This window comes from Chromobacterium sp. FG22, assembly GCF_057809415.1.
In genome coordinates this window covers 202,347-216,266 of sequence record NZ_JBMDJX010000003.1, presented here as the reverse complement: position 1 = coordinate 216,266, position 13,920 = coordinate 202,347, and the positions used below count along the sequence as shown (strand labels likewise).

Sequence of the window (13,920 nt, the reverse complement as noted above, 5' to 3'; positions counted from 1 at the left end):
GGAGTTTTGCCATGTCTTTTGAATATACCGCCAGCAAGCGTGAAGAGTCGGGTACGAGTGCGAGCCGCCGCCTGCGTCACGCCGGCCAGGTTCCGGCCGTTGTTTACGGCGCTTCCAAAGAAGCCGTATCCATCGTTCTGGACCACAACACCATGTACTACGCGCTGAAGAACGAAGCGTTCCACACTTCCGTTCTGGATCTGGTGATCGACGGCCAGAAAGAACAAGTTAAAGTGGCTGCGTTCCAAATGCACCCGTACAAACAGCAAGTAATGCACATCGACTTCGCTCGCGTGTAATCTAGCTGCCGTGCCGTCTGACGGTAACGGTTGAAAAGCTCGTTGCTAGCCGTCGGCCCGCAACGAGCTTTTTCATTTGGAACAGAGAATATGTCCGGCATTCGCCTGATAGTCGGCCTGGGCAACCCCGGCGCCGAATACGATAGAACGCGCCATAACGCCGGTTTCTGGCTGGTGGACGAGTTGTGCTGGCGCTATAAGGGCAACTGGCGCACGGAAGGCAAGTTTCAAGGCGACGTCGCCCGCGTGGACATCGAGGGACAGGACGTCTGGCTGCTCAAGCCGATGACCTATATGAATCTGTCCGGACAGGCGGTGTTGGCGCTGGCCCATTTTTACAAGATTCTGCCGGACCAGATCCTCGTGGTGCACGATGAGCTGGACCTGCCGCCCGGCGCGGCCCGCTTCAAGCAGGGCGGCGGCCACGGCGGCCACAATGGTTTGAAGGACATCGCCGCGCGACTGAGTTCGCCGGCCTTCTGGCGTTTGCGCCTGGGGATCGGCCATCCGGGAGACCGCAACGAAGTCGCCAATTTCGTGCTGAAGAAGCCGCGCGCCGAGGAACAGCAGGCGCTGGACGAGGCGATTGAGCAGGCGCTGCGGCAATTGCCGGCGGCCATCGGCGGCAAGATGGCGGCGGCGATGAAGGAATTGCACACCGCGGCCAAATGAGCCGCTGGGCAAATCGCCGGCTTGCCGCTATGCTGCGGCAGAACAAGATTTTTCAAGAATTCGAAGGAATGCGGACATGAGTCTGAAATGCGGTATCGTCGGCCTGCCCAATGTGGGCAAGTCCACCCTGTTCAATGCGCTGACCAAGGCCGGCATCGAAGCCGCCAACTATCCCTTCTGCACCATCGAGCCCAATGTAGGCATCGTGGAAGTGCCGGATCAGCGCCTGGCCGAACTGGCCAAGATCATCAATCCGCAACGCATCCAGCCGGCCATCGTCGAATTCGTCGACATCGCCGGCCTGGTGGCGGGCGCCTCCAAGGGCGAGGGCCTGGGCAACCAGTTCTTGGCCAATATCCGGGAGACCGACGCCATCGTTAACGTGGTGCGTTGCTTCGAAGACGAGAACATCGTTCACGTCGCCGGCAAGGTGGATCCGATCGCCGACATCGAAACCATCGGCACCGAGCTGGCGCTGGCCGACCTGTCCGCGGTGGAAAAGGCGATGACGCGCGAAGGCAAGAAGGCCAAGTCCGGCGACAAGGACGCGCGCGCGCTGATCGCGGTGCTGGAGAAGCTGGTGCCGCATCTGGATCAGGGCCTGCCGGCGCGCTCGCTGGACTTGAGCCCGGAAGAAATGGTCTTGGTCAAGCCGCTATGTCTGCTGACGATCAAGCCGGCGATGTATGTGGCCAACGTGGCTGAAGACGGCTTCAGCAACAACCCCTTGCTGGAGCGGGTGCAGCAACTGGCCGACAAGGAAGGCGCGCCGGTGGTGGCCTTGTGCGCGGCGATCGAGTCCGAAATCGCCGAGCTGGACGACGCCGACAAGGCCGAATTCCTGGAGACGCTGGGTCTGGAAGAGCCTGGTCTGGATCGTCTGATCCGCGCGGGTTACAAGCTGCTGGGTCTGCAGACCTACTTCACCGCAGGCGTTAAGGAAGTGCGAGCCTGGACGATTCATATCGGCGACACCGCGCCGCAGGCGGCCGGCGTGATCCACACCGATTTCGAACGCGGCTTCATCCGCGCGCAGACCATCGCCTATACTGATTTCATCGCGCTGGGCGGTGAGGCCAAGGCCAAGGAGGCCGGCAAGATGCGGGCCGAGGGCAAGGACTACGTGGTCCAGGACGGCGATGTGATGAACTTCTTATTTAATGTGTGATCTTATCGGATTGAAATAAAGGCATGCAGCTCTGGCTCATGCCTTTATTTTTGTAAGTCTACTGAGATGCGGCAAAATAGTGCCGACTGGATGTAAATAAAAGGGAATAAGTTTTGGAACGCCAAGCTGAAAGTGTTGATGACATTGATTTGATTGATCTTGTTCGTTTCTGTAAAGAACAATGGCGTTTGATGGTTTTCCTACCCATCATCGCCGCGCTGGCGGCGGTGGCTGTCGTGTTGAACATGGAAGACAGGTATGCGGCGACATCCCTACTCCTAGTGCCTGCACCGCTGGGCCCTCAGGGCGGCGCCAGCGTGTTGAAGGACAATGCGATGTTGGGCGCGGCGGCGGCTCATTTTGAATTGGCCAAGTATTACGATGTAGCTGGCGCGGACAAGGCCAAGCTCAGCCTGTTGGACAATCTCAGAGTCTCGGCGGGCAAAGACGGTTTGCTTGAAGTTTCGGTCCTAGATGGAGATGCGGAATTTGCCGCCCGGCTTGCCAACTACCTGGTGGAGCAGACCCGGCAGCGGATTCTGGGCCTGCACGTGACGGAACAGAGCAAGAAATACTTGGTGTTGCAGGAGCGGATCAAGGTGGTGCAAGGCCAAGTGTTGGAGACGAGGCGCGAGCAGAAGCAGTTGGGCGCAGTAGCGGAGGGCTTTCTGAATAGTGAGTCGGCACGGGTAATTGAGGGTTTTGCGCGTTTAGAGGCGCAAATGAACGCTCAGCAAATGGAAGGGAATAGCCCGGTACAGTCGTCTTTATTGCAACTGCGCGCGGAATTGGAGCGCAGCAATCCGCAGGTCAAGTCCATCTCTCCGAGGCAGTTGGCTACGATGCGTGATTTGTTCTTCTATCAGGCCACGTTAGCTGAGTTGCAGAAGCAGGCTTTGGTGGCCAGGGCGTTGATGTCGCAAGATGTGCAGGTGGTGTTGCCGGCAAGTCCCCCTCTGGAAAAGGCCGGGCCCAAACGGACTATGATCGTATTGATGGCAGGTCTGAGCGGCTTTGCCTTGGCAGTCTTGATCGGTCTGGGGCGTAAGCTGGGGGCTTTTTTGCGTAAACGTCTTCAAGACGCTGAGTAAGGATGAGTTGACATCATGGCCGTTTTTCGCGGCCATTGTTCTATCTAGAACTTGGCAGCGCCAACGGCTAGTGATATTCTCGCTTTTGACTATTTTGTTTTTCAAAATTACCAAAGGTTATATTGATATGCGCAAGCTGATGACGCTTCTCGTAATGGCGGGCCTGGCTGGCCAGGTGTTCGCGGCGGACTTGCTGGATACGGTCAAGCAGCGCGGCAGCCTGAAAATCGCGTTGGAAGGCACTTACCCGCCGTTCAACTTCAAGGACGCCAAACAGCAGCTGACGGGTTTCGATGTCGAGATCGCCACTGAAATCGCCAAGCGTCTGAAAGTGAAGCCGGAATTCACCACGGCGGAGTGGAGCGGCCTGCTGGCGGGCTTGCAGGCCGGCAAGTTCGACATCGTGGTCAATCAGGTGGGCGTGACCGACAAACGCAAGGACGTGTTCGACTTCTCGCAGCCCTACACCTACTCCAGCGCGCAGTTGATCGTACGCAAGAACGAGAGCCGCGTTTTCAAGAGCCTGGCGGACCTGAAAGGCAAGAAGCTGGGCGTGGGCCAGGGCAGCAATTACGCCGATATGGCCAAGGCCGTGGCCGGCATCGAGGTGAAAACCTATCCCGGCGCGCCCGAATACCTGCAGGATCTGGCCAGCGGCCGCGTGGACGCGGCGCTGAACGACAGCTTGCTGATTCCCTTCGCCATCAAGCAGGCCAAGTTGCCCTTGAAGGCCGGCGCGCCGGTGGGCGAGGTGGCAACGATGGCTATCCCGTTCGCCAAGAACAATCCGCAGTTCAAGGCGGCGATAGACAAGGCGCTGGGCGATATGAAGGCCGACGGCAGCTTCAAGAAGATCTCGGTCAAATGGTTCGGCATCGACGTGTCGAAAGCGCCTGCGGCGGCCAAGAAATAAGCGGCAGTTGATTTCAGAGTGGATAGGGCAAGACGCCCCTGCTTGCGCGGGGGCGTCGGTTTTTTGGAAAAACGTGAATGACTGACTGGATCGTCCTGTTCGAATCGGCGCTGCCGGTGCTATTGCAAGGCGCGGGCTATACCTTGATGTTCGCGGCGGTTTCCATGATCCTGGGGCTGGCGCTGGGCTTCGTCGTGGCCTTGCTGCGAGTGGCGCAAGTGCCGGTCCTGGCGCAACTGGCCGCCTTCTATGTCAGCGCGATGCGCGGCACTCCGCTCTTGGTGCAGATTTTCGTCATCTATTACGGCTTGCCCGGCGCGGGCATCGAGTTGGGGCCGGTGACGGCGGGCATTCTGGCCTTGACGCTGAATGTGGCCGCCTATTTGTCGGAAAGCCTGCGCGGCGGCATCGCCGGCGTGCACCGCGGCCAGTGGGACGCCGGCCTGTCCTTGGGCCTGAGCTGGTGGCAGACCATGCGCCACATCATCGCTCCGCAGGCTTTGCGCTTGTCGGTGCCCAGCCTGTCCAATTCGCTGATCAGCCTGATCAAGGATACTTCGCTGGTATCGGTGATCACCGTGACCGAATTGATGCTGGCGACCAAGGAAGTGATCGCCCAGACCTTTCAGCCCTTGCCGCTCTATCTGGCGGCGGCGGCGATCTACTGGGTGCTGAGCGCCAGCTTCGAGCGGGTGCAGGGTTATGTGGAGCGGCGGCTGGAATTGGCCCATAAGCGTTGACCGCCGTCTCCAAGCAAAAAGCCCCGCGTTGCGGGGCTTTGTCGCATCCGGCTCAGGCCGGGGCGTAGAGGTTTTCTATCATTGCGCGGCAGCGTTCGGCGATCACCTTGCGGCGCAGCTTCAGCGTGGGCGCCAATTCGCCGGCGTCGACGCACCAGGGCTTGTCGATCAGGGTGAATTTCTTGATGTGTTCCCAGTTGCCGAAGTAGCGGTTGAAGCGCTTGATCTCGCGGTCAATCAACTCGACGATCTTGGGGTGGCTGCTCATCTCGCTGTCGGTGGTGTAGGCGATGCCGTGTTCGGCGCACCATTCCTTCAGTTTCTCGAAGAGCGGGACAATCAGCGCCGCCGCGTACTTCTGACCGTCGCCCACCACCATGATCTGGTCGATGAAGGCGGATTCCTTCAGCTTGTTCTCCAGCGCTTGCGGCGCAATGTATTTGCCGTTGCTGGTCTTGAACATTTCCTTCTTGCGGTCGGTGATGCGCAGATAGCCGTGTTCCAGCACGCCGATGTCGCCGGTGTGCAGCCAGCCGTTGTTCAGCGCTTCGGCGGTGAGTCCCGGCTCCTTGTAATAGCCGAGCATCACATTGTCGCCGCGCACCAGGATTTCGCCGTCGTCGGCCAGGCGCACTTCCACGCCGGGCAAGGGCAGGCCCACGCTGCCGATCCGAGTGTCCCGGGCGTTGAACGGGTTGGCGGAGATCACCGGCGCGGATTCGGTCATGCCGTAGCCCTCCGCCACCGACACGCCGCAGGCCCAGAACAGGCGCGCCAGCCGCGGTTGCAGCGCGGCGGAACCGACATTGATCCATTTGAGCTCGCCGCCCATCGCGGCGCGCCACTTGCGGTAAACGAGCTTGTCGGCCAGCGCGTGCTTGGCGGCTTCCAGCGGCGAGCGGCGGGCGTTGGGGTCGAAGCGCTCGGCGCGCTCCACGGCCCACAGATAAAGACGGCGTTTGAAGCCGCTGAGTTCGCGCGCCTTGCCCACCAGTTTGTCGTGCACTTTCTCCAGCACGCGCGGCACCGCGCTGAAGGTGTGCGGACGGATGTCGGCGAGCGCGGAAGACAGGCATTCTACGCTGGAGAAGTAAACGCCGGCGCTGCTGTACATATAGTAGAAGACCCCGGCGCGCTCGAAGATGTGCGACAGCGGCAAAAAGCTCAGCGCGCGGCATTCTCCGTGCGGCAGGCGGGTGAATTCCGCGGTGGCGACCACGGTGCTGAGCACGTTGCGGTGCGACAGCATCACGCCTTTGGAGCGTCCGGTGGTGCCGGAGGTGTAAATGATGGTGTAGACGTCGTCCGGCTGGATCGCGTCGCGGCGGCGTTCCAGCTCGGCCTGCCGCTCCGGTTTGGCCAGGGCCAGGATTTCGGTCCAGGACGGGCAGCCGTCGATCTGGCTCAGGCCGTAGATCGGGCAGCTGAATTTGCCCAGCGCCTCATGCAATTTGCGTTGCAATGCGGCATTGCCGACGAAAGCGAGCTTGACCTCGGCATGAGTCAGGATATAGCGTGCATCATCAAGGGTCATGGTGGGATAGAGCGGCACGCTGACGGCGCCGATTTGCTGCAGCGCCAGATCGGCCAGCACCCATTCTATGGAGTTGTCGGCGGCGAGGGCGACTTTGTCGCCGTTGGCGATGCCCAACTCCAGCAGACCCAGGCTGAAGCGGTTGACGCTGTCCGCGACTTCCTCGGTGGACAACCTGCGCCATTCCTTGCCGGTTTTGGCGGCGAGGCAGTCGGTGCGCGGGTGGCGTTCGAGTTGGCGGGGCAGGATGTCAAATACGCGTTCTAGCTTCATTCGTACAATTGTTTGAATGCGAAACGCTGCAAAATAGTCCTAAAGAGCGTGGATGTAAAGCCAAAGCTGCTAAAAATTTAGTCAAGATCAAGGGAGTAGTCGCCGTTTTAACGGCGGTTTCCTTGAAGTTTTCGAAAAATGATGAAAGAGTCATGGCTGCGGCGCGCTAGAAGCTTGATTGCGGTCGGTTTGTCCGACAAGGCGGACAAGTGAATGATTTTTTGAGGAAAAGTCGTGAAATTTGCAACCAGATCCATTCATGCCGGCTATGACAACGCAGAGCATGGCAAGGCGGTGATGCCGCCGGTGTACCAGACTTCGGTGTTCGAATACGGCCATGTCGGCGAATCCATGCCCTTTGTGTACGCCCGTACCGGCAATCCCACGCGGGCGGCGCTGGAGGCCTGCCTGGCCAGCCTGGAGAACGCCCGCCACGGCCTGGCCTTCGCCAGCGGCATGGCGGCCATCGACGCGGTGCTGCGCGCCTGCCTGAAGCCGGGCGACGAGGTGATCGCGGTGGCGGACCTTTATGGCGGCGCTTACCGGCTGCTGAGCAAGGTGATGGAACCGGCGGGCGTCAAGGTCACTTTCGCGGATTTGAGCGATAGCCGGAACCTGACGGCGCTGATCAGCGCGCGGACCAAGCTGCTGTGGCTGGAGTCGCCCACCAACCCCTTGCTGGGCATGGTGGACATCGCGGAACTGGCCCGGATCGCGCACGCGCACGGCGCCCGAGTGGCGGTGGACAGCACTTTCGCCACGCCTTATCTGCAGAACCCGCTGGACTTGGGGGCCGACGTCGTCGTGCATTCCGCCACCAAGTATCTGGCCGGCCACTCCGACGTGTTGCTGGGCCTGGCGGCCGTCAACGACGAGGCGCTGCACCGCGAGATCAAATTCATTCAGAACGCGGCGGGAGCGGTGCCGGGGCCTCAGGATTGCTTCCTGACCCTGCGCGGCATCAAGACCCTGCATCTGCGCATGGATCGCCATTGCGACAACGCGGAGCGGGTGGCGGATTATCTGCGATCTCATCCCAAGGTGGAGCGGGTGTTCTTTCCGGGGCTGCCGGAGCACCCGGGCCATGAACTGGCCTGCCGGCAGATGCGTCGCTTCGGCGGCATCGTCAGCATCTGGCTGAAGGACGACAGCCGCGCGGCGGCCAGCCGCTTGGCCGAGCGGTTGAGGCTGTTCGCGCTGGCCGAATCGCTGGGCGGGGTCGAATCGCTGATCAACCACAGCTACACCATGTCGCACGGCGGCATGCCGCCGGAGCAGAAGGCTCAATTGGGCATTCGCGAAGGCGGGGTGAGGCTGTCGATAGGCATAGAGGATATCGACGATATCCTGGCCGATCTGGAGCAGGCTCTGGCGGACTGAGCTGACTGCGCTATTCTTTCAACCGACGCCCGCGCGGGCGTAATCGAGGAAATATATGGCTTCCGCTTTGTGCCGTCGCTGGCAGTTGCACACCCCTTTGATTCAGGCGCCGATGGCGGGCGGCGCCACCTCTCCGGCCTTGGTGGCCGCGGTCAGCCAGGCCGGCGGCCTGGGGTTTCTGGCGGCGGCGCTGCTGCCGCCCGAACGCCTGCTCAGCGAAGCCGCCGCGGTGCGGCGCCTCACCGACAAGCCCTTCGGCATCAATCTATTCGTGCAGGACGATCCCGCTCCCAGCGAGGAGGCCTTGCGGCAGGCGCTGGAATGGCTGGCGCCGCTGCACCGGGAGCTAGGGCTGCCGGCGCCGCAGATCCCTGAGCGCTTCTGCGAGCCGTTCGCGCGCCAGTTCGAAGCGCTGCTGGAGGCCAAGCCGGCGGCGGCCAGCTTCACCTTCGGCATTCTCAATCGCCATCAGCTCAAGCTCTTGAAGCAGGCCAAGATAGACGTGATCGGCACCGCCACCAATATGGCGGAAGGGCTGGCTTGGGCCGAACTGGGCGCGGACGCGATCTGCGCCCAAGGTCGGGAAGCCGGCGGCCATCGCGGCACCTTCATCGGACGGCCCCAGGACAGCCTGCGGCCCACTTTGTCGCTGGTCTATGAGTTGGCGCAGAACCAGCCGCTGCCGGTGATCGCCGCCGGCGGCATCATGCATGGACGCGATATCGCCGCAGCGATGCGCCACGGTGCCCAAGCCTGCCAGTTGGGCACCGCGTTTTTGCGTTGCCCGGAGTCCGGCATTTCCGCCTTGTGGAAAAGCGAGCTGGCCAAGGCCGCGCCCGGCGGCACCCGTTTGACTCGCGCGTTTTCCGGCCGTTACGCGCGCGGCCTGAACAACCGTTATATGCAGTTGATGGCCGACAAGGAAGACCTGGTGCCGGCGTATCCGGTGATGAACGCCTTGACCGGGCCCTTGCGCGCCGCGGCGGCCAAGGCCGGGCTGAGCGATTTTCTGTCCTTGTGGGCCGGGGAAAACGTGGCGGCCGGCCGCGAGCTGGCGGCGGGGCAACTGGTCGCCACGCTGCACGAGGAATGGCTGGCCGCCTATCGTTGAGCGCCGCCGCGGCGCAGGCTTGAAGCCGGCGTCGATCTGGAGCACAATACTTGAGTAATTTACTTGGGTATTGGCGAGCAATGGATACAGCGATCGAAGAAAAGTACACGGTTCAACCCATCTTGTGGCTGCGGCGCTGGGCGGACAATCTGCTCAGCTTCCGCTTGCGGCGGCCGGACGCCTATCGTTTTGAGCCGGGGCAGTTCGCGAGGCTGGGCCTGCCGTTGGGCGAACACGGCGGTCAGGTGTGGCGGGCGTATTCGATGTGTTCGGCAGTGACCGACGAGTATCTGGAGTTCTATTCCATCGTGGTGCCGGACGGCCAGTTCAGTTCGCGTCTGGCGCAGCTGCAGGTGGGCGCGGAAGTGATGCTGGACAAGAAGGCGATGGGCTTCTTCCTGGCGGACCGCTTGCCGGCGGGCAAGGATTTGTGGTTGTTGGCCACCGGTACCGGTTTGGCGCCGTATTTGTCGATTCTGCAAGACCCCGCTCAGTGGCAACGTTTTGATCGCATCGTGCTGGCGCACTGCGTGCGGCATGCCGCTGAGCTCAGTTATCAGGATTTCATCGCCGAGCTGAGCGAACACCCCTTGTGGGACGAGCACGGCCACAAGTTGCAATACTTGCCCATCGTCACGCGCGACGCGCCGGAGGGCGTGTTGAACGAGCGCATCCCGGCCTTGCTGGCCAATGGCGGTTTGGAGCGGGCGGCGGGGCTGGCGATGTCGCCGGAAAACTCGCGCTTCATGATTTGCGGCAACCCGGCCATGGTGGAGGATACCCACCGGCAATTGATGAAGATGGGCTACCGGATGAGCCGGCAGAGCGCGCCGGGTCATCTGGTGTTGGAAAACGGTTGGTAGCCGACGCGCCCAGGGCGGCCTATAAAACCTTGCTCATGAACAGGCTGAGCGGGTCGGGCTGGTAGGCGCCGAAGGGCGGGCAGGGCTTGAAACCGGCGCGCTGGTATAGGCCGATCGCCTCAGGCTGGGACACGCCGGTCTCCAGTTTCAGCGCGGACAGGCCGGCGGAGCGCGCTTCCCGCTCCAGGCGCGCCAGCAGCGCCTGGGCCACGCCCTTGCCGCGTTGAGACGGCGCCACGAACATGCGCTTGATCTCGCCGTAATCCTCATGCGGCACTAGCGCGGCGCAGCCGACCGCCGCGAGCTTCTCGTCGCGAGCGACGATGAAATGCGCCCGTGGCGGTTCCAGCGCCGCCGGGTCCATCAGATGATTGCTTTCCGCCGGATAGAGCGCGGCCTGGTATGCGTCCAGCTGGCTTATCAAGGCCAGCACATCGGCTTGTCGCGGCGACTCCAGTTGCAGACGCATGGCGTTTACCTGTTGGAGTTGGCGAGCAGGGCGCCGAACAGCAGGAAGGTCGCGCCGCCGGCCTTGTTCACCCATTTGCCGCCGCGGTCGCTGGCCAGCCAACGGCGCGCGCGTTGCGCGGTGAGCGCGTACACGGTGTGGATCAGGATGATCAGGCCGCTGAAGGTGCCGACCAACAGCAGGAATTGCGGCGCGTAGGCCCCCTGAGTGTCGATGAACTGCGGAAAGATGGACAGAAAGAAGAAGATGGACTTGGGGTTGGTCAGCTGTACCGCCATGCCTTCTCCAAAGCGCCGGGCAAAGCCGAGCGGCTGGCTTGGGATCTCATCGAAGCGAAAAGCCGGCGCGCGCAGCAGTTTGACGCCCAGATAAAACAGGTAAGCGGCACCTATCCATTTCATCACAGTGAAGGCCAGCGCCGACGCGGCCAGCAACAGGCCGAGGCTGGTGGCCGACACGCCGGCGACGATGAAGGAACCGCAGGCGGTGCCGAGAATGCCGCCAAGGGTGCCGCGCAGGCCGAAGCGCAGCGAATTGGTCAGGGTCATCAAAATGCCGGGGCCGGGGCTGAGCACGGTGGCCGCGGCCATCAGCAGATAAAGCGAATAGTGTTGCATGAGGATTGTTCGCGTAGGGGGCGGGCCCTTAGTCTACGCAGGCTTGGCCATCGATGACAATGTTGTTGCGCGCGGCGCATGGGCCGCGCCGTTTTGGAGAACGAGCGATGACGATACGCGTGGTGCAATTGGGCAGTCCGCGTCACCCGCAGGAGGGCACGCGCATCGGCACGGTGCGGCGGCCGCCGCGCGGCGTGCCCAAGGAGGCCTTCGCCAGCGGCGATTGGTACGATGTGTGGTTTCCCAACCTGGCGCCCAGCGCGGAATTGGTGAAACAGGCGCAGGCGGCGCAGAGCGCAGCCGAATGGCAGACGTTCGAGCGGGCGTATCGCGCGGAGATGAAGGCGCCGGAGCAAAGCCGCGAGCTGGACTTGCTGGCGGCTTTGTCGCACGGCAGCCACTTTTCCATAGGCTGTTACTGCCAGGACGAGGCGCGCTGTCACCGCTCGGTGTTGCGGGCCTTGTTGCGGGAGCGCGGCGCGGCGCTGGTGGAGTGAGGCTTTGACTCCGCCGGGCCGGCTTGTATCATATCGCTTTGTATTTGCCCGGAATGTCCGCCATGCCTGATTTGTCCACGCTTTTACTGTTCAGTCTCGCCTGCGTCGCGCTGGCGGCGACGCCGGGGCCGGATATGTTGCTGATCGCCAGCCGCAGCGCCAGCCAGGGACGCAAGGCCGGCTTCGCCACCCTGGCGGGCATTCAACTGGGCACGTATTGCCATGCGCTGGCGGCGGCCTTCGGTTTGGCGCAGTTGTTCGTGCACGCGCCGCTGGCCTACGACGCGGTGCGCATCGCCGGCGCCGCCTATCTGTTCTATCTGGCCTGGACGACGCTGCGCAGCCGCAGCGCGTTGAGCGTGCCGGGCGCCGCGGGCGCGCAGTCTATGCCGCGCATCGTGGCCCAGGGCCTGCTTACCAATCTGCTCAATCCCAAGATGGCGCTCTTCGTGTTGGCTTTGTTTCCCCAGTTCGTGCATCCGTCCGCGGGGCCGGTCTCGCTGCAGATCATGGTGTTGGCGACCTTGTTGAACGCGATCGGCCTGCTGATCAATGGGGCGATCATCCTGGCGGCCAGCCGTTTCGGACGCGCGCTTGGCGACAGGCTGGGGAACAGCCGGCTGCCGCAATGGCTGCTGGCTTCGGTGTTCGGCGGGCTGGCTTTGCGGCTGGCGCTGGCGAGCAAGAGCTGAGAGCCTGTTCAAAACCTTGCGGGCAGGGGCGAGGCGAAGAGAACGCAAGCGAAATGTGCGAGCGCTCATGAGCATTGTGAGCTTGTTTTTAACGGCCTGCTCCATCCGTCTCGCCGAAGCGCAGCAGATTTTTGAACGGGTTTGACGCGCGCCGCCTCAGGCGCCGCGCTTGGCCCAGGGCAGTATCAGTTGGGCGATGACGCCGCCGTTGGCGGCGTTTTGCACGTGCAGCTTGCCGCCTTGGGCCCGCGCCAAGGTCTCGCAGAGCGGCAGCCCCAGGCCCATGCCGCGCGAGCGGGTGGTGAAGAAGGGCAGGAAGATCTTGGACAGGATGGTTTCGGGAATGCCCGGGCCGTTGTCTATGACCTTGAAACGGTAGTTGTGGCCGTCGCTTTCGCCGCTGATCACAATGCGGCCGCCTTGTTCCTGCAGCGCGTCGCAGGCGTTCTGCACCAGGTTGTGCAGAATCTGTTCCAGCGCGGTGCGTTCCGCGCGCGGCCATTCGTCCGGGCTTAAATTATTCCATTCCAGGGTGATGTTCTGGTTCGCCAATTCCGCCTGGCGCAGAAACAGCAATGAGTTCACCAGCGCGTCGGGATCCAGCGGCGTGGTGTCCGTCGCTTTGGGATGGGCCAGCAGGCGGCTGAGCCGGCTGATCAGGGCCGCGGCGCGGCGCGCTTGCGCGCCGGTGGCGAGCAGGGTGTCGCGCGCGGCTTCGCGTTGCGAGGGCTCGTCCAGCGTCCGTTCCAGCTGGCGGGTATTGGCGATGATGGCGGTCAGCGGCGGATTCAATTCCTGCGCCAGCCCGGCCATCATTTCATTCAGGGTATTGAGCCGGGCTTGAGCGGCCAGACGGTCCTGCTGTTGCTGGCGCTGTTGAGAAGCGCGTTGCCTATGTCTGGCGTACAGGGCGACGGCGACGGCGGCGAGCAGCGCGTTCCACAGCAGGATTTCCATCCAGGGCAAGCTGTCCCAACTCAAGGCGGTGCGGCTGGACAGGCGGAAGGGTTGGCTGGCGCTGGGCAGCTTGCGGTCCAGGCTCAGATCCCAATCATTGGCAGACGCGCCGGCCTTGCGTTGCAGCAGTTCGATGCGGTGGCCGCGCAATTGCAGCGAGATGTTTTCCAGCGGCTCGGGCAGTTCGGCTTGGACCAGCATGCGCAACGGGTCGATCAACAGCGCCCAGCCGTCCGGGCTTTGCAGCCAGTAGCGTTGTTGCGCGTCGAAGCCGAGCAGGGTCTGGCCTTGTTGCTGGGCTTGCCACAGCAAGGCCAGCGGCGGACGCAGGCCGCTGGGATCGCCATGCCATTGCTGTTGTCGCCAAAAACCGATGGCGCTCAGCTGAGGCATGGCGGTTTGCAGGCGCTTGAGCATGTCGGCGGGCAAACGGCTTTGTTCCGAGGCGGCCAGGGTGGCCAGCACCGCATCGTGTTGCGAAGCTTTCTGGCTCAGCAGGCGCAGGGTAATGAAGGATTCCTGGCGGAAGCGCTGTTCCAATGCGCCAAACTGGCGCCAGCCCAGCCATAGGCAACCCGCCAGGCTGAGCAAGAGCCAGGCGGTGAGGGCGTAGCGGCGGTCCAATGACATCATGGCGGCGATTA

The 13,920-nt window shown here is 62.5% G+C and carries 15 protein-coding genes; 11 read left to right on the top strand and 4 right to left on the bottom strand.

Features of this window, described 5'->3' with window-relative positions:
* Positions 1-11: 11 nt before the first annotated feature.
* From rplY to ACODSD_RS04550, 6 genes are all read left to right on the top strand, one after another.
* Positions 12-299: a 50S ribosomal protein L25 gene (gene rplY, locus ACODSD_RS04575; RefSeq protein WP_043589895.1), complete on the top strand. Its 288-nt coding sequence runs from the start codon at positions 12-14 to the stop codon at positions 297-299.
* 90 nt (positions 300-389) lie between these two features.
* Positions 390-971 carry an aminoacyl-tRNA hydrolase gene (gene pth, locus ACODSD_RS04570; protein WP_107800629.1) on the top strand — a complete coding sequence of 194 codons (582 nt, stop codon included), beginning with the start codon at positions 390-392 and terminating at the stop codon, positions 969-971.
* A 76-nt stretch (positions 972-1,047) separates the two neighbouring features.
* Positions 1,048-2,139, top strand: coding sequence for a redox-regulated ATPase YchF (gene ychF / locus ACODSD_RS04565; protein ID WP_227105018.1), 1,092 nt, complete (start codon positions 1,048-1,050; stop codon positions 2,137-2,139).
* Positions 2,140-2,252: 113 nt separating this feature from the next.
* Complete coding sequence (locus ACODSD_RS04560) at positions 2,253-3,230, top strand: Wzz/FepE/Etk N-terminal domain-containing protein (RefSeq protein ID WP_488876877.1); 978 nt, start codon at positions 2,253-2,255, stop codon at positions 3,228-3,230.
* Positions 3,231-3,369: 139 nt separating this feature from the next.
* A complete protein-coding gene (locus ACODSD_RS04555) occupies positions 3,370-4,143 on the top strand; it encodes a transporter substrate-binding domain-containing protein (protein WP_231580992.1) in 774 nt (257 codons plus the stop codon).
* A gap of 77 nt (positions 4,144-4,220) precedes the next feature.
* Positions 4,221-4,883, top strand: coding sequence for an amino acid ABC transporter permease (locus ACODSD_RS04550; protein ID WP_488876876.1), 663 nt, complete (start codon positions 4,221-4,223; stop codon positions 4,881-4,883).
* A gap of 52 nt (positions 4,884-4,935) precedes the next feature.
* Here ACODSD_RS04550 and ACODSD_RS04545 read toward each other — a convergent pair whose 3' ends face one another.
* Positions 4,936-6,690 carry an AMP-dependent synthetase/ligase gene (locus ACODSD_RS04545; RefSeq protein ID WP_227105015.1) on the bottom strand — a complete coding sequence of 585 codons (1,755 nt, stop codon included), beginning with the start codon at positions 6,688-6,690 and terminating at the stop codon, positions 4,936-4,938.
* 234 nt (positions 6,691-6,924) lie between these two features.
* Between ACODSD_RS04545 and ACODSD_RS04540 the strand changes: the two genes are divergently transcribed.
* The 3 genes from ACODSD_RS04540 to ACODSD_RS04530 all read left to right on the top strand — a co-directional run bounded on the left by ACODSD_RS04540 (position 6,925) and on the right by ACODSD_RS04530 (position 10,044).
* Entirely contained in the window at positions 6,925-8,070 is a 1,146-nt protein-coding gene (locus ACODSD_RS04540; RefSeq protein WP_488876875.1) for a trans-sulfuration enzyme family protein, read from the top strand.
* A gap of 55 nt (positions 8,071-8,125) precedes the next feature.
* On the top strand, positions 8,126-9,181 hold the full coding sequence (locus tag ACODSD_RS04535; RefSeq protein ID WP_488876874.1) for an NAD(P)H-dependent flavin oxidoreductase: 1,056 nt from the start codon (positions 8,126-8,128) through the stop codon (positions 9,179-9,181).
* Between the two features lie 80 nt (positions 9,182-9,261).
* Positions 9,262-10,044, top strand: coding sequence for a ferredoxin--NADP reductase (locus ACODSD_RS04530; RefSeq protein ID WP_253313697.1), 783 nt, complete (start codon positions 9,262-9,264; stop codon positions 10,042-10,044).
* Between the two features lie 19 nt (positions 10,045-10,063).
* Here the strand turns inward: ACODSD_RS04530 and ACODSD_RS04525 are convergent, their stop codons facing one another.
* A complete protein-coding gene (locus ACODSD_RS04525) occupies positions 10,064-10,513 on the bottom strand; it encodes a GNAT family N-acetyltransferase (protein WP_253313698.1) in 450 nt (149 codons plus the stop codon).
* A 5-nt stretch (positions 10,514-10,518) separates the two neighbouring features.
* Positions 10,519-11,130, bottom strand: a complete 612-nt coding sequence (locus ACODSD_RS04520; protein WP_486635891.1) for a LysE family translocator — start codon at positions 11,128-11,130, stop codon at positions 10,519-10,521.
* 107 nt (positions 11,131-11,237) lie between these two features.
* Between ACODSD_RS04520 and ACODSD_RS04515 the strand changes: the two genes are divergently transcribed.
* The gene (locus tag ACODSD_RS04515) at positions 11,238-11,627 is read left to right on the top strand and encodes a DUF488 domain-containing protein (protein ID WP_107800619.1); all 390 of its coding nucleotides are present in this window, start codon (positions 11,238-11,240) and stop codon (positions 11,625-11,627) included.
* 62 nt (positions 11,628-11,689) lie between these two features.
* Complete coding sequence (locus ACODSD_RS04510; protein ID WP_488876873.1) at positions 11,690-12,319, top strand: LysE family translocator; 630 nt, start codon at positions 11,690-11,692, stop codon at positions 12,317-12,319.
* Between the two features lie 156 nt (positions 12,320-12,475).
* On the opposite strand, the gene ACODSD_RS04505 is transcribed toward ACODSD_RS04510, so the two are convergent.
* On the bottom strand, positions 12,476-13,909 hold the full coding sequence (locus tag ACODSD_RS04505) for a sensor histidine kinase (RefSeq protein ID WP_488876872.1): 1,434 nt from the start codon (positions 13,907-13,909) through the stop codon (positions 12,476-12,478).
* Positions 13,910-13,920: the final 11 nt, after the last annotated feature.